The sequence below is a fragment of the Microcoleus sp. BM001215392 genome, assembly GCF_036700185.1.
Taxonomy (GTDB): domain Bacteria; phylum Cyanobacteriota; class Cyanobacteriia; order Cyanobacteriales; family Microcoleaceae; genus Microcoleus.
The window spans coordinates 1-20,063 of sequence record NZ_JAUBOJ010000086.1; the positions used below are offsets into that span (position 1 = coordinate 1).

At 44.0% G+C, this 20,063-nt stretch carries 16 protein-coding genes; 7 read left to right on the top strand and 9 right to left on the bottom strand.

What is annotated here, in order from left to right; translation table 11 throughout:
* Positions 1–38: 38 nt before the first annotated feature.
* Positions 39–1,097: an O-antigen ligase family protein gene (locus tag QT974_RS12150; protein WP_333468735.1), complete on the bottom strand. Its 1,059-nt coding sequence runs from the start codon at positions 1,095–1,097 to the stop codon at positions 39–41.
* Positions 1,097–1,705: a PEP-CTERM sorting domain-containing protein gene (locus tag QT974_RS12155; protein WP_333468736.1), complete on the bottom strand. Its 609-nt coding sequence runs from the start codon at positions 1,703–1,705 to the stop codon at positions 1,097–1,099. The genes QT974_RS12150 and QT974_RS12155 overlap by 1 nt, the downstream gene beginning before the upstream one ends.
* A 34-nt stretch (positions 1,706–1,739) precedes the next feature.
* Here QT974_RS12155 and QT974_RS12160 point away from each other — a divergent pair, with 34 nt between their 5' ends.
* On the top strand, positions 1,740–2,207 hold the full coding sequence (locus QT974_RS12160) for a hypothetical protein (RefSeq protein WP_333468737.1): 468 nt from the start codon (positions 1,740–1,742) through the stop codon (positions 2,205–2,207).
* 997 nt (positions 2,208–3,204) lie between these two features.
* Here the strand turns inward: QT974_RS12160 and QT974_RS12165 are convergent.
* A complete protein-coding gene (locus QT974_RS12165) occupies positions 3,205–4,491 on the bottom strand; it encodes a hypothetical protein (RefSeq protein WP_333468738.1) in 1,287 nt (428 codons plus the stop codon).
* A 26-nt stretch (positions 4,492–4,517) separates the two neighbouring features.
* Positions 4,518–4,952 (bottom strand): hypothetical protein, encoded by a 435-nt coding sequence (locus QT974_RS12170; protein WP_333468739.1) that lies wholly within the window; start codon positions 4,950–4,952, stop codon positions 4,518–4,520.
* A 395-nt stretch (positions 4,953–5,347) separates the two neighbouring features.
* On the opposite strand from QT974_RS12170, the gene QT974_RS12175 reads away from it, so the two are divergent.
* The 3 genes from QT974_RS12175 (at position 5,348) to QT974_RS12185 (ending at position 9,625) form a co-directional block, all read left to right on the top strand.
* Positions 5,348–5,497 carry a hypothetical protein gene (locus tag QT974_RS12175; protein WP_333468740.1) on the top strand — a complete coding sequence of 50 codons (150 nt, stop codon included), beginning with the start codon at positions 5,348–5,350 and terminating at the stop codon, positions 5,495–5,497.
* Positions 5,498–5,721: 224 nt separating this feature from the next.
* Positions 5,722–7,935 (top strand): ATP-binding protein, encoded by a 2,214-nt coding sequence (locus QT974_RS12180; RefSeq protein ID WP_333468741.1) that lies wholly within the window; start codon positions 5,722–5,724, stop codon positions 7,933–7,935.
* Between the two features lie 223 nt (positions 7,936–8,158).
* On the top strand, positions 8,159–9,625 hold the full coding sequence (locus QT974_RS12185) for a response regulator (protein ID WP_333468742.1): 1,467 nt from the start codon (positions 8,159–8,161) through the stop codon (positions 9,623–9,625).
* A 366-nt stretch (positions 9,626–9,991) separates the two neighbouring features.
* Here the strand turns inward: QT974_RS12185 and hisG are convergent, their stop codons facing one another.
* Positions 9,992–10,636, bottom strand: coding sequence for an ATP phosphoribosyltransferase (gene hisG, locus QT974_RS12190; RefSeq protein WP_333468743.1), 645 nt, complete (start codon positions 10,634–10,636; stop codon positions 9,992–9,994).
* A gap of 225 nt (positions 10,637–10,861) precedes the next feature.
* Between hisG and QT974_RS12195 the strand changes: the two genes are divergently transcribed.
* Positions 10,862–11,512, top strand: a complete 651-nt coding sequence (locus QT974_RS12195) for a glutathione S-transferase family protein (protein WP_333468744.1) — start codon at positions 10,862–10,864, stop codon at positions 11,510–11,512.
* Between the two features lie 151 nt (positions 11,513–11,663).
* Entirely contained in the window at positions 11,664–12,350 is a 687-nt protein-coding gene (gene rppA, locus QT974_RS12200; RefSeq protein WP_333468745.1) for a two-component system response regulator RppA, read from the top strand.
* 141 nt (positions 12,351–12,491) lie between these two features.
* Here rppA and QT974_RS12205 read toward each other — a convergent pair whose 3' ends face one another.
* The 4 genes from QT974_RS12205 to QT974_RS12220 all read right to left on the bottom strand — a co-directional run bounded on the left by QT974_RS12205 (position 12,492) and on the right by QT974_RS12220 (position 19,243).
* Complete coding sequence (locus QT974_RS12205; protein ID WP_333468746.1) at positions 12,492–13,328, bottom strand: metallophosphoesterase; 837 nt, start codon at positions 13,326–13,328, stop codon at positions 12,492–12,494.
* Positions 13,329–13,519: 191 nt separating this feature from the next.
* Complete coding sequence (locus QT974_RS12210) at positions 13,520–14,938, bottom strand: adenylate/guanylate cyclase domain-containing protein (RefSeq protein ID WP_333468747.1); 1,419 nt, start codon at positions 14,936–14,938, stop codon at positions 13,520–13,522.
* Between the two features lie 292 nt (positions 14,939–15,230).
* Positions 15,231–15,620: a response regulator transcription factor gene (locus QT974_RS12215; protein WP_333468748.1), complete on the bottom strand. Its 390-nt coding sequence runs from the start codon at positions 15,618–15,620 to the stop codon at positions 15,231–15,233.
* Positions 15,617–19,243, bottom strand: coding sequence for a GAF domain-containing protein (locus tag QT974_RS12220; protein WP_333468749.1), 3,627 nt, complete (start codon positions 19,241–19,243; stop codon positions 15,617–15,619). The genes QT974_RS12215 and QT974_RS12220 overlap by 4 nt, the downstream gene beginning before the upstream one ends.
* Before the next feature lie 563 nt (positions 19,244–19,806).
* Here QT974_RS12220 and QT974_RS12225 point away from each other — a divergent pair.
* Positions 19,807–20,063 (top strand): hypothetical protein (locus QT974_RS12225; protein WP_333468750.1); only part of this gene is annotated, 257 nt, incomplete at its 3' end.

The window sequence follows — 20,063 nt, forward strand, 5'->3', positions numbered from 1 at the left end:
GTCCCCCCCTTTTTAAGGGGGGTTAGGGGGGATCTGTCTTAAGTGAACCGTATTGCTTTATAAGTAGGAATTTCTCGGGTGCTAATTTCACCTTTTATGTTAATATAGTCGTAGGTAAACTCGTTCAAGTTGACGACTCTGGGAGTTACCTGAGGATTTCTGATATATGGATAGGCAATCCCTAAGCCGTCGAAGCCCCATCCAAATAACGGGCGTTTTTTGATTCCTCTGGCTGCAAGTTCCCACATGGGCGATCGGCTGGACATGACTTGTTCGATGCTCGGTTTTTGCCAGTTGAGAGGTCTGTTAAGCGTCATGATGCCGATGGCGAGGGCGCCTATCAGGGCTGTGCCGATGAGAATTTTGTAATATTGGCATCCCAACAAATAAGCACTGGCAACAATCAAAGCTACAATTGCACTGCGAGTAGAAGTTAGCAGCATTGCGGGAACAGTTAAAATCAAAGTAATTGCAGTTAATTTAGTATTCGTAAATCTCCAAAACCAACCGACAATAGCAGTAATTGCCGTCAACGCTAAAACTATAGCTGCGTGGCCGCGGTGGGAATACAATCCGATGGGTTGCTGTCCTTGAAAAATGCTGCTAGCCAGAACATCTTCTCGGATAAGTATGCCCATTGTAGCAGTGTAGTCAATCCGCCAGTCAATGATTTGGGGGAAGATACTAAGAGCAAGAATGATGCCGCCAATTAACAGTCCTTGGAATTGGCAATTAATCAGTTGCGGGCGCGCGATTAAGAGCAAGCTGTTGCTGAGAGTAAAGGCAGCGATTAACAGCCAGTACAGCCAGCCATCTCCCATTTGGTCTTGACCGATAAAAGAGGTTAAGGGGAAGGGACTGTGCAGGGTGGAGATGGCTCCTATTGAAAGAAATATCGTCCAAAGTATGAAGCTATTTTTCCAGCTTTGGGGAATCGCGAGGGATTTTCTTTGCGATAATAAAATGGCGATGTTGAGGGAAATTATCAGCCAAACAATCAATACTTTGGGCGATGTCCAGATGAGGCCGCGCGTACTTCCCCAGGGGTTGATGAGGATGATACTGAGGGCATACAGAATGGTGTAGAGGGTTTTCATTATTCTTTGGTTTTCCTGTTTTTGAGCTTTTTGAGTAAACCTAATCCACCGAGTGCTAAGAGAGCGCCTAATCCGGTGGTGGGTTCGGGAACGGCTTCGGCTGGAAGGGCATCATCGTCAGGGTTTGTAGTTTTGGAGGCTAGGGAGTTGTTATCTTCTGAGGCTAGTTCTGGGTCTTCCAATAAGTCGCCGCTGATGCCAGCTAAATCAAGTTCGTTTTCGTTACTGTCAGTTGATGATAATTCTGGGTCTTCAAGTAAGTCGCTGCTGATGTTTGCTAAATCAACTTGGTTTTCGTTGCTGTCTGTTGATGATAGTTCGGGGTCTTTAAGTAAGTCGCTGCTGATGTTTGCTAAATCAACTTGGTTTTCGTTGTTATTTGTTGATGATAATTCTAGGTCGGCAAGTAAATCGCTACTAGCGCTTGCTAAATCAACTTGGTTTTCGCTGCTGTCTGTTGATGATAGTTCTGGGTCTTCGAGTAAGTTTCCACTGATATTTGCTAAATCTGTGGCATCGTTATTAATTGATGAGTCTCCAATATTTTCGGATGAATCTGAGTCAGTATTTGCTGCGGTATTATCGAGTTTTGTATCGGGAAGTGGCAACTCTGACTCTACATAGTCGGTAGCAAAAACTCTGTTGGCGTTGGCAGTGCGGTTTAGGGAACTGGGTTTGGGGTTCGGTGACGGCGCTGCGCTAGGTTTTGAGGTTGAGACAACAACGACAGTTGATGATGATGATGTTGAGGATGTTGAGGATGTTGATGTTGATGTTGATGTTGATGTTGATGTTGATGTTGATGTTGATGTTGATGATGTTGATGTTGACCACGGTGCAGGTGTAGGCCAAGGTGATGAAGCCCAAGGCGCAGGCGTTGGCAAAGGTGTTGGAGTCCAACGTGGGGTTGTTGGCAAAGGTGTTGGAGTCCAACGTGGGGTTGTTGGCAAAGGTGATGGAGTCCAAGGTGAGGGTGACGGTGCAGGTGACACTAATACTATTGGTGATGGCGTTGGTGACTGGGTTGGTCGAGGTGTTGGTGATGGTGTTGGTCGAGGTGTTGGTGACTGGGTTGGTCGAGGTGTTGGTGATGGTGATGCTGCTACGTAGCCTATGCCACCGCCGCCACTAGCACTACTATGGACAAGGCGAGGTTCACTGAAGAAGGGTAGGCGTGGCAAGGGGGGAAGCCTGATTGGGTTTGGAAAGGGAATGGGAACGGGAACGGGAACGGGAACGGGATTTTTATCAGGAACATATTTGTACACCCAACCCCATTTGACTCCGTTATAAATCGTGACTTCTTGTGCCTTGTTTGGATTCGATTGAGCGAGGTAAAGTTCCGCAGTCCAGAAATAATCTTGAGTTAAATTTATTATATTACTGGGGCGATAAGGGCGATCTTCAAATAAACCATTTGGCTGTATGAAATCACCAGAACCATAGTAGGGAGTGAAATTATTCCTCCCATTACGAATATTGTCAATATAGCTTATCGTATTACCGACACTTCCAATTCCATGCGGGTAGTTAGTAGTAACGCGCTGAATCCAATATAAATTTTGGCTATTCTTAGGGTCAGGCTGTCTTTTGCTTCCTTTTAGGGGAACGTAATTCAAACTAATTGTAGAGCCAATTCCCCCCAGCTTGTTGGTCAGTGGATTCTTCTTACTTGTTGGGTTTAATCCAGTCCCCAAACCACAATCGGTATCAATACCACATGGGTACTGAAGCCTGACATTAAAAGTCCCTTTTAAATTCTTTCCTTTCTTAAAATCCCAACCTGTTGCTACGTTGTAAGTTGTTCTGAGAGTTGTTAAGAAGCTGTTTGTACCTCCTCGTTCTATCTCGCTAACGAAGAGGTTAGCCTTACTTAAGTTAATAGGCTGATCGGGATCGAGTGCAATTAAAGAAGTAGTGCCTGTTCCATTCGGCAATTTAGACTCAGATATGAGTCGTCCTGGACTCTGTGTGAGAGTAAATGCACTACTGGATTGGCCAGAAAGCATCATAATGGAGCTAGTTGATAATACGAATAAATATTTTCTGAATTGCATTATTTTCACCTATTGGGCAAATTAAACAAAAAGAAATAGTGATTCGCCATTCAAGGCTGGGCTAGATGGAATTCAACAAAGGGAGTATCCACCCACCCAGTCCAAACTTTTTCTATTGGCCGAGTTTCAATCGACTCCCCAGCAAGATTTTTCTTCCGTATGGTATCCCTCGTATTGTAATACTGGAAGCGGAAGTGATATATACCTGGCTTGAGTTGCTCATAAGAGCATCCGCCACCATATCCGCTAGAGACATTAAGCGAAAATTGGCTATGATTAGTCCAGAAGAGGCTGATATCTGGAAAGAATGCCAAACTTTTTCCGGGTGTGAGTAACAAAAAGTCAGATTCTTCTGGCCCTCTGATCCAGTCGTTACCACAGGCTGCCCGCTTCACCTCACCATCTGGCGTTAGCAGGTCTGAGTAATAACTACCATAAAAGCTAAAGTGAAATGGGGTTAGAGTATTATTTGTGATCCGCATACCAATCTGTACAGATTGGTATGAACTATCACTCTTATTTGGCAGGGTTAACAATGGCTCCGGTATGAAAGTTTCAAAACGAATACCATCTACTTCCACTGCACTGTTATTCAACCCAACAGGTTGAAGTAATCGAAAATTAGCTAAGGGAGTTACCAACTGACCTGTCCCAGCTACTTCTATTTTCTCTAGCGGCACTTCTTTTCTCTCTAGTATTTCTTTGATGTTCAAAACAGTGAATGGATTTGTGTATACTATTGTCCCAGTCGGAGTTTCATAAGTGAATCTAACCTGATATTCCCCAGACCCAAGAGTATCAAAAGACCAAGATTTATCGAGATTAATAGCGCTTTCATCGTAGGTGGGGCGATGTAATATCAGTTGAAGTAAATTATTTTTCCAAGACAGTCTTCCCTCCATAGAGGTGGATATCTGCTGTCTGACCCCAACTAACGAGCCATGATATTCTCCGTTCCCAACTTGCCTATTTATCGGTTCTCTTCGGTGCAGTGCTTGACCATCTGGCCCGAGTATTTCTGGAATTAAAGCATCATAATCTATAGCCAAGGGAATAGTGGCTGGTGTATTATTAGTAAGGCTGACAGTAAAGCTGAATTCAGAAGTGACACCTGGCTTGTTTTCGGGGATGGATATTGCCACAATTTCTGGCCATTCCACTTTCAGTTGGAGGCCATCTTGTTTAACGTTATCGCTCCGCTTAGATTTTCTAGATGCCATGTTTGTTACCTTTTCAACTTTTAAAGTTTTATTGCCAACAGCTTGTATAGTTCCATAGGTTACTACCAGGAGCGCAGCCATTACTAAAGCCAATAAAAACCGCAGAAAATACTTCATGTCTCGCCCTCTCAATTAGCGGACAATCAGCGAACCAACCAGAACCACACCGCCGCACCAATTATCATCAGCCAAAATAGTTTTCCGCCACGGACATTCGACTCGGACGGCTGCTTCATCAAAGTATACTTGTAATATCCCTTCATCGGCTGAGTATACTTCTGAATTGGTCTAGACATCGGCCAATCAAACACAGATTTCGACCGATCTTCCGGCATCCGAACTCCACTGGGTGGAAAACCGTAGGATATTTGTAGGCGCCAATGCTGCGGTAGGCTTTCTTGTTCGGCAATTTGCTTCGCCGTCAGCGGTACAAACTCTAACTTATACTCGCCAGTCAGATTAGGTCTAAGAGTTTGATGAAAACTGCTACAAAATTGATGGTATTCGAGCTTTGAGGGGTGTCTGCCATCATATTTGTTGCAGTAATGTTTGTCAGTGTAGTGTTCTTGCCAGTTCATAATTCTTCCTCGTTGATGTCCCTGATAATGAACGAAGAGATTGATAGCGATGGGACAACCCTAAGTGGTAATTAAATAGATTGTCAATGGTTATAAAAAAAAAACTATCTTAAATACTTTAATTGATAATTAAATCTCATATAAATGAGCAAGTTCGGCTTAATTTAAGTTAATAAAACATGGCAATCGACACAATATGGGTATTTATATGTAGGTAGGGTAAAGTTGAGTTTACAGAATTTTTACAAGAGTGTCAGTTAACTTGACGGATTCCTTAAAACAGATTGTTGCCGAGGGTTATACATGGTATGCAGTTGACTATAAAATTGGTGATTCAACAGCCGCAAAAAATACAATTTCCTCTCGAACTTGGCTCAAGTTAGTCTAAGTGTTGTATGCAAGTAGTTTTACTTAAGTGTGTGATGCCAGTCGAAAGGTCGATTCACGCTCGGGATAGCTACGCCGATCGCACTTTTTACACAACTTACTCAAAAGGTCGATCGCACGTTTGGACAATTTACTCCTCAAGTCGATCGCACGTTTAGACAATTTACTCCAAAGGTCGATCGCACGTTTGGACAATTTACTCCTCAAGTCGATCGCACTTTTTAGATAATGCAGTATAAAAAACGCTCCCCTCGCCCGCCCCAAGCCGGCAAGTGTCTCAGATCACAAGGCCGGTCGATCGCCCTCACTGCCCAAAAACCTAAAAATATGTCAAATTAAGTAAGGGTTTATAAAATAACTCTTGCCATATCCGTAGACAGTTATGACAACAAAACTAAGAGCTACAGACACAGACAAAATGGAGATAGACTTGCAGCAGTTCAGGGCAGACCAAGAACTGATACTCAACCAAGTAGATAATGCGATCGCTCTGTTCGACTCGTCTGACAGCTTAGTTTTGTTTAACAAAAAATTGGCCCTTACTTGGGGACTGTCCCCAGAATGGCTCGCCACCAAGCCTAAGTGCGACTTGTTGTTTGCCGAAATTGTCGATCGCGGTTATTTATCCCTTCAGCAGTGGCAACAGTTTCAGCAAGCACTGCAAACATCTGAAGATGAAAGTTTATCATTTTATTTCGAGCAATCCAATGCGGTTTGTTTGGAGGTGTGCGCCACAATTACTAACAGCGGCGGGCGGCTGTTTACCTTTCGAGACGTTACCGTATACCAAAAATCCCAAGCTAGCTTGAACGCAGAAGTCAGGCGCCTGACATTTCTTTTAGGCTTAACTGAACGATTGCAAAACTCTCACAGTTTGCAAGAAATAGGTCAGTTTGCTCTCAGCTATCTCGTAGAAGCGACGAATGCTGCTTTCGGAGACGTGAAAGTGATTAGCGGTAAGGGAAAAGACAGGCAAGCGGCGGCGATTTCCAACCAAGTTTCTACTCAATTTCTGGCTAGTTACGGGGAACCAGTCGCCGCTGGAATGCAAGAATTGCTCGACAAAGGCATTCCCTACGGCACCGGTTTGCTGTGGGAAGTGGTGGAAACTGGTAAACCTTTGTTTGTCGATGATTATGCCCAACATTCCAATGCTGTGCCGCAATTTCGACATCCGGGAATCGGACAATTGGGCATTTTTCCGATCGCATCTACCGACGGTACAATCATCGGAGTGCTGACGCTGGAGTCGCGCAACGTCAAAAAACTGCAAGCTTCCCTCCACCAAGAAGTGCTCACGGCTGCTTGTCGCACGCTGGGGGCGGCGATCGAGCGGGCTCAGACACAAGAAAACCTGCGCCAAGTTAACGAACAATTAGAATATTCTTCTCAGTTAAAATCCGAGTTTTTAGCCTCGATGTCCCACGAATTGCGGACGCCTCTCAACAGCATTCTCGGCTTTTCAGACTTGCTGCTGCGCCAAACATCGGGCCAGTTGAGCGATCGACAAATCAACTATGTAGAACTAATCGAAAAAAGCGGTCAGCACTTGTTGCAGCTAATTAACGATATTCTCGATCTTTCTAAAATTGAAGCCGGGAAAGTAGAACTCAATTTACAGTGTGTGCGCGTTCACGAACTCGCTACAGATTGTCTGAAAATGATTCAGCCGCGGGCAGATAAAAAGCGGATCGCTTTGTCTTTAGAACTCGACTACCGCATTACTAAAGTTTGGCTAGACGAGCGGCGAATGCGACAAATTGTAATTAATTTACTTTCCAATGCGATCAAATTTACCCCAGAACGAGGACAAGTTAAACTCAGCGGGCGTCTGGCCTACGGCAGCGAAATGAACGGCGATTACCGCCCCGATTGTTCTCCTGTAAATGCCAGCACTCCTTACTTTTGTCTTGAGGTGAAAGACTCGGGTATCGGCATTCCTGAACACCGCTGGCACTTGCTATTCCGACCTTTTCAACAGGTGGATTCTTCCCTGACTAGGCGCCATGAAGGTACAGGTTTGGGTTTGGCTTTGACTAAGCGTCTGGCGGAATTGCACGGCGGAACTGTTTCTTTTCAATCAGTTTGCGATCGCGGCAGTTTGTTCCGCGTTTGGCTGCCTTTGACTGAGATGCGTCAAGAATTGGGAAGCTTTGCTGCTTGTGCTTTGGATGCTAAGTTAGTAGCTGCTTCTGCGATCGCCTTACCAGTTGGCAGCAAGCGGATTTTGGTGGTGGAAGACCAGCCTTTTAACCAAATGTTAATTTCTGAGGTGATGGAATTGGAGGGCTACAGGGTAGAGATTCTGGCGGATGGTAAGGCAATGCTCGATCGCATCCATGCCGCCTCTGCTGCGCCCGAGTTGCTGCCAGATTTGATCTTGATGGACATTCAGTTACCCGATGTGGATGGCTTTGAGTTGATGCGCCGAGTCAAAGCAAATCCTGTCTGGAAGTCGGTACCGATGATTGCGGTGACGGCGATGGCGATGGCTGGCGATTGCGATCGATGTTTGGAAGCTGGCGCTTCGGCTTATTTGAGCAAGCCGCTGGATCTGAATTTGGCGATCGCTACAGTCCGTTCTTTTCTCAACTAACAATAATTATTTGCAGTTCCAGCAGTGCCATTTATTACAATTTATAAGTGAAAAGGTTAGACTCAATAGTAGATAAATTTCTATAGGACTTGCGCGCACTTGCCTCAGAAACCCGGTTCCTGCCAAAAATATCGAGTTTAATAACTAGAAATATACGAATCAACCAGGTTTCGAGCATCTACACGCGCCAGTCCCGAGCTAAATTCAATATACATCATATTCCATGTCAAACAAGTCGCCCTGCATCATGTTGGTTGATGACGAGCCAGCTAATCTAATTTTACTGGAAGAGTTATTGCAACTCAAAGGATACACGACAGTATCAGCGCTATCTGGCGATGAAGCGCTCTTCCTCGCCCGTGTATCTCGACCGGATTTAATTTTACTAGATATTATGATGCCGGATCTGAACGGTTTTGATGTGTGCGAGATCCTGCGGAAGGATACGGCTTTGCAAACTGTACCGGTAATTTTTTTGACGGCCCTCGATGACGATACCTCTCGCCTCAGAGGGTTAGAAATTATGGCCGACGATTATTTAACCAAACCTTTTAACAGTCGCTTGCTGCTGGCGAAAGTTGAAAATATTTTGCAGTTGAGCCAAATGCGATCGCAAGCTGTATCTTCCCAATTCAACCAGCAGGTAAAAGAGCAAAGCAAGCGCCAAATTGCCGCCGCCTGGGAGGCTAACGAATATCTTTCCGAAAAATTTCACCTATTTGTCCCGGAACAGCTTCTCGAACGAATTGCGCCCCAAGGGATAGAATCAATTCAGTTAGGCAATGTCACAGAAGAAGAGCTGACTATTTTATTTTGCGACATTCGCGGGTTTACGGCGATCGCCGAATCTCAAGAAGCACGCGAAACCTTTGAATGGTTGAACGCTTTTTTTACGAAAATGAACGATTGCATCACCTCCCACGGCGGGTTTATTGACAAATACCTCGGCGATGCTATCATGGCAGTATTTGACCAACCGCATTCTCACGCTATAAATGCGATCGAAGCCGCAGTAGCAATGCAAGAAAGTTTGCATGAATTTAATGCCGAGCGCCACAAATACAATTTAGAATATCCCGTCAATATTGGTACGGGAATTAACACAGGTATCGGCATGATCGGCACCTTGGGTTCCGATCGCCGGATGGACTCTACAGTCATCGGCGATGTGGTAAATACAGCTTCTCGGTTAGAAAATTTAACCAAAATATACGGTTGCCAAATAATTGTTAGCGAAAATGCGATCGTTCATGCTAGAGAATTTCTCAATAACATACATCCGAACTCAAGCTCAAAAGAAAGTCTATTATTGAAGTGTGACTTGGAAGCCGAAACACCGGAGAGTATAATTTCAACTTTTCACGCAACAGCAGCCGATCGCCATTCGCCCACCCACAACTATTACTATCGCTGGATCGATCGAGTAACCCCGCGCGGCAAGCAGCAAGCTATTGAAATCTACGAAATCTGGCCAACCTCCAGTCCCGACTCTGAAGCCAAGCAACTTACCCAAGCTTTATTTGACAAAGGAATTAAAGGATGGCAATCCGAAAGATTTGTCGCCGCCTTGGGATATTTTCAGCAACTAATCGAACAAAACCCCGCTGATACAGTCGTCAGTTTTTATATAAACCGCTGCCAAGAAAAACTCGGTCTTATACCTACAAATAGCAGCTCAGAAATGATATAAATAAAACCCGTTCATAGTCAGGACGAAGAGTCCTTCCTAAAGGTTCATAGTGAGGACGAAGAGTCCTTCCTAAAGGTTCGTAGTCAGGACGAAGAGTCCTTCCTAAAGGTTCGTAGTCAGGACGAAGAGTCCTTCTTAAAGGTTAGTAGTGAGGACTTCAGTCCTCAGTCTCAGCGCCAATAAGGACTCTTCGTCCTTACTACGAACCTATGAGAACATTCTAATTTTAGCGCACATCAAACCAAGGACTAAAGTCCTTACTACGAACCTATACGAACCTATGAGAAAATTGTAACTTGAGTTCGCACGAATAAGGACTCTTCGTCCTTACTACTAACCTATGAAATAGATCGAATTTAGTTGCCATCAAACCGCCGTCAAAACCTGCTCTCTCAACTTCGCAATCAACTGATTAACCCCGCCCGCATTCAAACGATAACTCAAAGGATGACCGATCAAATAAGCCGAACTTTGAAACAAAACATCAATTTCCACCAAACCATTTTCCCGCAAAGTTTTGCCAGTCGAAACCAAATCCACAATCGCCTCGGACATACCCGTAATCGGCCCCAACTCCACAGAACCATACAGAGGCACAATTTCCACCGGCAAATTCAAATTATGAAAATATTCCCTAGCACAGTGTACGAACTTAGAAGCAACTCTACCGTGAGGAGGCAAATCCACACTGCGCCGATAAGAACTAGATTCCTTCACCGCCACAGACAGCCGGCATTTGCCAAAATTTAAATCAATTAAATTAGCAACTTTCGGCTTTTTTTCCCGCAAAACATCATAACCCGCAATTCCCAAATCAGCTTGACCGTATTCCACATAAACAGGCACGTCGTGCGTCCTTACCAGCAAAGCTTTTGCCGTTCCGGTAGTATCATAAATTTGAAGTTGGCGGTTAGACGAATCGAGAAAAGCACTAAAGTCTAATCCAACCGATTTAAACAGTCGAATGCTATCTCCTAACAGTCCACCTTTGGGAAGTGCTACGGTAATCATATTGATTTGGGATTGTAAATTGCTGAGTTTTGGATTCGGAATCTGCCCTGCTTGAGCGGAAACAGCTTTTTCCTACACCACAATAGCACAAACTGTTCCAATATCAAAACAAGTTTAGCTATTGCTAATAATTGTGTTTGTGTATAATATATTGTATTGAGACTTAGTTAAATCTGACTTTATTAACGATTGTCTGCTAAATAAATCATAGGGGAAAGCAAAAATATGACTAAATTGACTCTAGTAATCGGCAACAAAAATTATTCGTCTTGGTCGCTGCGTGCTTGGCTGGCGATGAAACAAGCTGGACTAGAATTTGCAGAAGTGAGAATCCCCCTAGACGGTCAGACAACCCACGCGGAAATTCGGCACTATTCTCCTTCGGGAAAAGTCCCTGTTTTAATCGACGGCGACTTGAAAGTCTGGGAATCTTTAGCAATTTGCGAATATGTTGCAGAACGCTTTGCAAATCATTTGTGGCCTACCGATATAGCAGCTAGGGCGATCGCCCGTTCCATCTGCGCCGAAATGCACGCAGGCTTTCAAAATCTCCGCGAAAATATGCCGATGGACTGTCGCAACCGCTATCCAGGCGAAGGAATGACCCCCGGTGTCGAAGCAGAGATCGATCGCATCTTGGCAATTTGGCGCGAATGCCGCCAAAAATTCGGCACCAGTGGCGATATGCTGTTCGGAAATTTCACAATTGCTGACGCCATGTTTGCCCCCGTTGTCATGCGTTTTGTCACCTACGAAGTCAAATTAGATGCACAAGCACAAGCTTATGCTGATACGCTGTTGGCACTGCCTGCAATGCAGGAATGGCTAGCAGCAGCTTACAGCGAATCCGAAAGTATTGCACATCTTAAAATCTAGCAAACATTCAGTTGACTAAACCTAAACACTCTTCGCGATCGCAACCTCACCACAGATGGCAATTACGGGGAATTTACCCCGACAAAACCTGTTTGTTTGCAAGCTTTGTGTAATTCATGCTCAAATCAAAAGTCTAAAATCTAAAATCAGGATGCGGATTCTTTTAGTTGATGATGAAGTTGAGTTGACCGACCCTTTGAGTCGAGTATTAACCCGCGAAGGTTATACAGTTGATGTCGCATTTGACGGCGCAAATGGCAGCAATTTAGCAATGCAGGGAAATTACGATTTGCTAATTTTGGATTGGATGCTCCCGAGACAAACCGGATTGGCAATTTGTCAACAATTGCGATCGCAAGGAAAGAATACACCAGTCCTATTTCTCACCGCCAAAGACACCCTAGACGATCGCGTACAGGGACTTGATGCAGGCGCAGACGACTATCTAGTCAAGCCATTTGAACTGCGAGAGCTCCTAGCCAGAGTCCGCGCCTTACTGCGCCGCCCCCCTACTTTTGACGCCGAAGTAGCCGTCGGGCGCCTGCAAGTCGCAGACTTACAGCTAGACTACGACAATCAAATAGCCTATCGGGGCGATCGAACAATTGACCTATCAGAAAAAGAATGTCAACTATTAGAATACCTAATGCGCCATCCCGGTCAAATACTAACACACGAACAAATCCACCAATACTTGTGGAGTGAAGCAGAAAAACCCAGCAGCAACGTATTAGCAGCTCAAATTCGTCTCCTGCGCCGCAAAATAGAAGCCCCTAGCGAATCCGTCCTAATTCACACAGTTTACGGCAGGGGCTATCGCTTTGCAGAAGCCAGTTAATAATAGGAATTGGGTTGATCTTCCATCTTCCTTCGTGTCCTACCCTTCGGGAACGGCTTCGCCGAACGCGTCTTCGCGGTTTCATCTTCCATCTTCCATCTTCCTTCGGAAGCATTCTTCCTTCACACCCTAAACCAATCCCTACGGATCTTGACAAACCAAAGTAATTACTGTCACCTCCGGCCGACAAAATAACCTCCCCGGCGCATAAGTTCCCAAACCGCGATTCACGTACAGCAAATTACTCCCTACTCGATGCAAACCGCTAGCCCATTCCCAGTGAGTAACCACTCGATCGCAAGCCGACATAAAAGGAATCCACTTGCGGATTGCTGGATGAATCAAATAGCCAATTTTTCTCACCCAAGCATACAAAGGCCCGATCCCAGGAATCACAATTTGACCGCCGTGAGTGTGCCCAGAAAACTGCAAATCAATCCGCCACTTTTGCAAAATTTCAGCAGTATCAGGATTGTGAGACAACACAATCCGAGAAACCGCCGGATTGATTGATGCCATTACAGGCGCAGGCGCAAAATCCCCCGACCAAAAATCTGCCAACCCAACTAAAGCCAATTCAGACCCCAAAGGATAAATCGCTTCATTGTACAAAACCCGAATACCTGCATTATTTAAAGCATTAGCCACCTCTATTTTTCCCCCAGGAAAATAGTGGTCGTGATTGCCCAAAACCGCATAAATTCCCACCCGACTTTGCAAGTTTTTCAATCGCTGCACTAAGCCGTAAATAGGCGCCGGATCGTAGGTAATAAAATCTCCCGTTAAAAAAATCAAGTCTGCTTCAGCTTCATTAGCCGCCACAATCGCCTCTTCTAACAACCATTCCGACAGCCGCACCCCGTCATAATGAAAATCAGTAAGCTGTACAATTTTAGTACCCGATAGATTTGCTGGAAGATTTGCGATCGGTATTGTTAAACAGTCTACCCGCAGTTTCCCAGTTAATAACCTGTGCATACATCTAAGGTTTATTGACAGAGCGCCACCTCTAGTTTAGCAAAAAAACAGACAACACTGCAAAACTAGATGTTTTTCCCTCTTTTTTCTGCCATCTGACTAATGATTAATAACTCCTAACTCCTAACCAAATGCCAAAGTGCTTCTTAATTCTTGTTTCTTACATCCGTTACACAACCCGTTGCCGAACTTCATCTTTGATAAATCACCTCAAAAGTTTCGATCGCTTTCTTCTTACCTTTAACAATCACAGAGCCAATTTTCCTAAACTCAAACATATCTTTAGTAACGCTGTACACACTATCGCTCACCAAAATTTGTCCTCCCTCAGCCATTGACTGCAACCTCGATGCAATATTCACCTCATCTCCTATTGCAGTATAGTCCATGTGCTGCGGCGAACCAATGTTACCAACAACCACCTCCCCCGAACTAATCCCAATACCAGTCAGAAAATTATCCGTAATCCAAGGAACCGACATCCTCCCAATCCTGCGCTGCATATCGATCGCCGTTTCGATCGCCTTCCTTTCGCGATCGGCCACTTCCGAAGGCGCCCCAAACATTGCCACAATCATATCTCCCACAAACTTATTCACAGTACCTTCATGACTAAAAATTACCTCTACCATCTCCGTAAAATACTCATTTAGATACATTACTATTTTTTCAGCAGGCAGCTCTTCACACTTAGTAGTAAAATCTCTAATATCAGAAAACAGAACCGTTAAATTGCGCTTAGTCGGATTCATAGAAATTTCTCCTTTAGCTTCGATAACTGCTCGCACCACCTGCGGAGAAAGGTATCTTTCCAAATTATTTTTAATTCGTTCTTCCTTCAATTTACTTTCATGTAAAAGCGCATTCTCGATCGCCGCCGCCGCTTGCGATGCCAAAGCCGTAAATAATTTTAAATCCTGTGCCGTATAGTTGACAAGTTCGTTATAACTAATATTGATCACACCGATCGTACCGTTCTGTGTTGTTAAAGGCGCACAAATCATAGAACGCATCTCATTGTCTCCCGGAACATATCTCGGATCGGACAAGACATCATTAACTATTTCAGCTTTTCCCGAAACAAGAATATGACCTGCTATCCCTATATTTGGGCCGATTTTGGTTTTGCGGTTGTACTCTTTGCCGCGCGCCGAAATAATCTCCAATTTGCCTACTTTTTCATTAATTAGCATCACCGAAATATTGGTAGCTTCAATCAATTTTTTAGCTTCAGTCACCACCAATTGACTGACCTCTGAAACCCCCAGACAAGTAGCTATTTTGCTAGAAAAATCGTACAAAAAATTGACTTCTTCATACTTCTCTAAAGTATCTACAGCCAAAGTTCTGATATCCAAGTCGGCGCTGGCAGCATAACTCAGCATATCGGCAATAAATGCTGCTTTTTGAGTTCCCGTTACGTAACCGATAACTTCATCGGCTAGAATAATAGGATACGTATCAAAGGAACTCTGACAGTCTTCGCCAAATAAAATAGTTCCTTCAACATTCCGAATAGCTATCGGAGAGTTTAAAACACCGAGCGCCCCCTCAAGAACCACCCGCAAATCTTTCTTAGAAATCAATTTTTTGAGATTGATACGAACCATTTAGTTTGCTATTAGTCTTGAATCAGCCATCGTCAGTCATTAATTTTTAACCAGCCAGTTAATTTGAGATTTTAGACGGAGGCCTTCGCGATCGCGGGATCGCTCGCTTAGACAAGTGTCCAACCATTTTAGATGTTAAATTGACTGTACAGATGGAATCTAGAAACTTTAACCTTACTCTAAAATTGGTGGATCTCCACCACATAATTCCGGGGATTTTATGAGTTTTTGAGCGAGTCATCAACCACCAAATACCAAAGAATGTTATCGTCAATTAATTGTCTGCCTCTCTTTAAATCTCTGCAATCAAACCCAGAACTTCTCTAGCTTTTATCAGCACTTCTTTCGGGCGAAAAGGTTTGGTCATATAAAGATTTGCCCCCACAGCCATACCATTTTGCTTATCATACTCTTGTCCCTTAGCTGTCAACATAATAATATAAACCTCCTGCATACCTAGTTCATTTTTAACGGTATTGCATACCTCTAAGCCGCTCATTTTCGGCATCATCACATCGAGAAAAACCAAATCCGGCTTTTCTTCCTTAATTATGTTTAACGCCTCAAGTCCATCTCTCGCTATCAGCAACTCTACATCATCCTCATCTTCCAACTTTTCTAGAGCCTGCTCCATCAAAATCAGAATATTTGGTTCGTCATCGACAATTAAAACTTTTTTCACAGCAATTCCTCATTAATTAGTTTTTTCTGCCCGTTATCGTCCGCAATATCTCCCAAAACAATTAAGGAAACATTTTTCAAGCCCTGAGTAAGCCGCAAAAATTTGACCAATTCTTGATCTTGAGATAGCGCTTCGTCAATAATAATCAAATCCGGCTCGATCGAGCTAAGTCGCTCCACGCAGGAGCGAGCATCAAATGCCTCGATCGCATTATATCCCTGAAAAAGCAACGCATCTAACAAAGTTTTGAGAGAAGAAGCATTGCTAACAACAACCAACACCGTCTGATTTGACATTTCTTGCCGCAGGAGCAAGGCGATCTCTTTTAACAGTACCGCTACATTTATAGGCTTCGTAAAATATCTATCTATCCCCAAATTGCCACTTCTTTCTCTGTCTTGAATGAGGGAGACAATGATAATCGGAATTCCCCTAGTTTCCGGGTCATTTTTGAGAAATGCCGCCACATCAAAACCATCAATGTGAGGCATCATTACATCTAAAATTATTAGATCCGGTTTGACTGCTTTCGCCTGAGAAATCGCCTCTATGCCGTTAATTGCCTCCGCGACTTTGTACCCTTCTTGTTCCAGTGACTGCCTCAGCATTTCCCGGATGTTAGGCTCATCGTCAACCACTAAAATCTGCTGGTTTTTTTTAAAGCCGATCGGAGTTCGCGTGACGACTTGCTGTTTTAGTTGCCTGATTAAATCATTGATATTGTTGTATTTTTCCACTGAGTCAATATTTTTGACTAGCGGTATACTAAAGGAAAAAGTGCTGCCCCGGCCCAATTCACTTTCTAGCCAAATTTTACCACCGTGGTGTTCAACGATTTGTTTGGAAATAGGCAGCCCCAAACCAGTGCCTTTCGGCTTTTCTGTCAGAATATCTCCCACTTGTTTAAATCTTTCAAAAACTTTGCTTTGGTCTTCGGGTGCAATGCCTATACCAGTATCGATAATGCTAATAACCAGCTCGTCACTCTTGACTCTTGCTTGACAGGTGACAGAACCAGATTCTGTGAACTTGACTGCATTTGAGATTAAATTGATCGCGACTTGAACCATGCGATCTCGGTCTACTAATACCTGCGGCAGTCCCGGGCTAAAATCTTTAATCAACTTCAAGTTATTCTTTTCTAATAAAGATGACGTGGCTGCGATCGCCTGTTTTAAAATTTGCACTGGATTTGTCGGCTGTAACTGCCATTCAACTCGCCCAGCTTCCATTTTAGCAATATCCAAAACATCATTAATCAAAGATGTCAACCGCTCAGCTTCGGACACAATAATATTGATATTGTCTCCCACTTTGTTCAAGGCTTTTTTGATTTTTTTATCTTCTGCTGGTACTCCTGGAACAATCACTTCTTCTAGTTTTTCTTTGATCAGCGAAGCAAAACCCAAGACTGAAGTTAAAGGCGTCCGCAATTCGTGAGAAACTGTAGCCAGAAAATCTGTTTTCATGCGGTCAACTTCTCGTTCGACCGTCACATCTCTAATCAAAATTACGGAACCCAGAGAGCGATCGGCTTCATCTTTCACCGCTTCTTTCAGAATAGTTGTCGCTAAAGCTTGACCGATCCTAGAATTTCCTAGTTCCACTTCCAGCGTCACAATTTCTCCCTCTCGGTGCTCTGTCGCCTCGACCAATTTTGCTAATTTTTTCGGAAAGATTTCTGATACTTTTTTCCCTTTCAGGTCAACATCTTTCAATTCAAACATCGCCAGCAATGCTGGGTTAAACCTAGTAATTTTAGCTTCAATATCAGTGACTAATAACCCGTCAGCCAAATTATCAACGATCGCATTTAAGTCGGCCAAAGTCGTCCGCAATTCCCAGGACTGCTTTTTAGTGCGATCGAGCAATTCTGCTTGGTGCATAGCTACTCCCAATTGACTGCCAACCTGAGCCAGCAACCTCACTTCTCCCGCTTCCCACTCACGGGAACCGGAATTCTGGTAAGCTGCTAGCAAACCCCAGAGATTTTCCCCCACAAAAACAGGCGCTACACAATATGCTTTGGCTTGAATTTGTTCGAGAATTTCCACGTGACAGGGAGAGTGACCAATTTTATAAATGTCATTAACTACAAAAATTTCTTGATGGCGATACCTGCCACCTTCAGTTTTTTGCAAATAGTCATCTTGCCACACAGTTTTAACTTTGTCAGTGACTAAAGGTATCCAACCTTGTGCTACCGACTCCGAGACAAATTCCCCGCTCCAGTTGGGAAAAAAACGGTAAACTCCTACTCGATCGCAGTTGAGTATTTGCCGCACTTCTTGAGTCGTAGCGCTAAATATTTTGTCAATATTTAGCGTCTGGCGAATCCGTTCAATTACTCTAGTTAATGTGCGCTCCTGTTCTGCTGCTTTCGCCTGCTGTTTAGCTTGAAACTGTATTTGTTCAAGGTACTCAGACTGCTGCAAAGCTACTCCCAAATGAGTGCCAATTTGATTCAGTAACTTGACTTCGGTTTCTTCCCAGTGTCGCGCACCTCTGTGTTGAAATGCGCTGAGCAATCCCCATAGTTTCTCTCCTTTAAAAATAGAAACAACTGCACAGGATTTGACGCCAAAATATTCTAAAGCTTCTATATGACAATCGCTCTGACCGGCCTTGTAGATATCGTCAGCGATAAAAGTTTCCGCGCACCGGAATCGACCTCCTTGGTGTTCGTTTAAGTAGGGGTCTTCCCAGCCGCTGCCTACCAATTTCGGCCAGTTCCCGGATTCAGATTCAAAGATAAAGTCCCCAAAATAGTCTTCACGGAATTGATAAATGGCAATGCGATCGACATTCAAAAGTTTGCGGACTTCTGTCGCTGCTGTCTGGAAAATTGTTTCCATATCTAAGGTTTGGCGGATCTTGTCAATCATCCGAGTTATTGCTCGTTCTCGGTCTGCTTCCTTAACCAGCTCTTCAGTGCGTTTTCGCAATTGATCCTCTAAAGTAGTCTGGAGTGCTGTTGACCGCCTTTGAGCTTCATCTAAAAGTTTTGCTTGCTGTATTGCTATTCCTAGGTGCACCGCAATTTGACTGACAAACTCAATTTCATCTTCCTGCCACTGACGCGGAGCGCGACATTGGTGAATGCACAGCAATCCCCAAAGTTTCTTACCTTTGACTAATGGTACTATCAAGTTTGCTTTGACATTAAATTGATCGAGAACTGCAATATGGCAATCGCTCAACCCGGCTTGATTGATATCATTGACTGCCTGAATTCTTCCTTGCTCATATCGCATTGAATATTGTTGACCAAAGCAGTGATCGTGTACCTTTATAGCTTTTACTGAATCAAACTCTGGCAGCACGTCTTCAGACACAAATTCCCCGTCATCAAATCCTGAATCACGATAAAATCTAAATATTGCTACTCGATCGGCATTCAGCAGTTGACGCACTTCCCTAGCCGTTGATTTAAAAATAATATCCAAGTCTAGAGACTCTCGAATTTTGGTCACTACAGCAAACAGAGCCTTTTGTTTGGCAACTCTAGCTGCTTCTGGTTTAGTTGCCGACTCTAGTTCGGCAACGCGCGCTTTGAGGGTTTCTACCTCGCTTTTGAGTGACTCGTAATCTTTGGTATCTAATATGATATGACTTTCTGACATATATTTTACTTTTTTTTGGTGTTTTTGGGAAGTATTGATAGTTGTTTAATTTTATAATTATTAATGATATTATATCGTATTTTCAATAAACTTTCGAGGGGATTGGCTCGGATGGTTTTATAACTACGAACTAACGCTTTCGTGCCTCGCGGAGCGCACTAGCTGGGATTGTCGATCGAACGCTGTTATGATTGAAGCCGCCTTAGGCGCCCAACTGCTAAGCTCTGGTACATCTAGATTGTGTGTGATGTTCGAGGGCCAGAGGAGGAGAACGGGAGAGGGTGACAGAGGAAGAGGATTTTTGATGGTCATCGAAATATACAATTTAAATGCACAACGGTTGACAGCATTTTTATAATATATATGACTTGAGTAACAAGCTGTTTAAAACCGGATCGATCGCCTTCTAACTGGCATTCCCCGGCCCGCATTTATATTCTTTTTGCAATTATTTTCCTAACTCAGACTGGCACCGCACGGCGATCGATTGTCGCTACCGGGGCGGAGATTGCCCGTACAAAGCACTATATATACATGACGGCAACTGCGAGGAATTGCCCGTAGTGTGTCAATCTCGCATCTTGCACCAAATCCCGGAACCGCTGCACGTGGGGTTCCACCAGCAATCAACTAATTGTGGCCGGGTTCTCATCGGCCCCGCGTGCAAGACTCTCGCAACGGGTGCAAAATATGAGTCGATCGTCAAACCATCAATTAAAGCGGCCCATTCCCTACGGGATAGCTACGCTTCACGGCTTTTTCGCCCCTCTGTGTCACCCTCATCAGCTTTCCTGATGACCCTCATCAGTTCTACTGTCGC

Bases quoted from the DNA above. Each gene is read 5' to 3' on its own strand.
- QT974_RS12150 (WP_333468735.1), bottom strand. From the start codon at position 1,097: ATGAAAACCCTCTACACCATTCTGTATGCCCTCAGTATCATCCTCATC.
- QT974_RS12165 (WP_333468738.1), bottom strand. From the start codon at position 4,491: ATGAAGTATTTTCTGCGGTTTTTATTGGCTTTAGTAATGGCTGCGCTC.
- QT974_RS12170 (WP_333468739.1), bottom strand. From the start codon at position 4,952: ATGAACTGGCAAGAACACTACACTGACAAACATTACTGCAACAAATAT.
- QT974_RS12175 (WP_333468740.1), top strand. From the start codon at position 5,348: ATGCAAGTAGTTTTACTTAAGTGTGTGATGCCAGTCGAAAGGTCGATT.
- QT974_RS12180 (WP_333468741.1), top strand. From the start codon at position 5,722: ATGACAACAAAACTAAGAGCTACAGACACAGACAAAATGGAGATAGAC.
- QT974_RS12185 (WP_333468742.1), top strand. From the start codon at position 8,159: ATGTCAAACAAGTCGCCCTGCATCATGTTGGTTGATGACGAGCCAGCT.
- hisG (WP_333468743.1), bottom strand. From the start codon at position 10,636: ATGATTACCGTAGCACTTCCCAAAGGTGGACTGTTAGGAGATAGCATT.
- QT974_RS12195 (WP_333468744.1), top strand. From the start codon at position 10,862: ATGACTAAATTGACTCTAGTAATCGGCAACAAAAATTATTCGTCTTGG.
- rppA (WP_333468745.1), top strand. From the start codon at position 11,664: ATGCGGATTCTTTTAGTTGATGATGAAGTTGAGTTGACCGACCCTTTG.
- QT974_RS12205 (WP_333468746.1), bottom strand. From the start codon at position 13,328: ATGCACAGGTTATTAACTGGGAAACTGCGGGTAGACTGTTTAACAATA.
- QT974_RS12210 (WP_333468747.1), bottom strand. From the start codon at position 14,938: ATGGTTCGTATCAATCTCAAAAAATTGATTTCTAAGAAAGATTTGCGG.
- QT974_RS12220 (WP_333468749.1), bottom strand. From the start codon at position 19,243: ATGTCAGAAAGTCATATCATATTAGATACCAAAGATTACGAGTCACTC.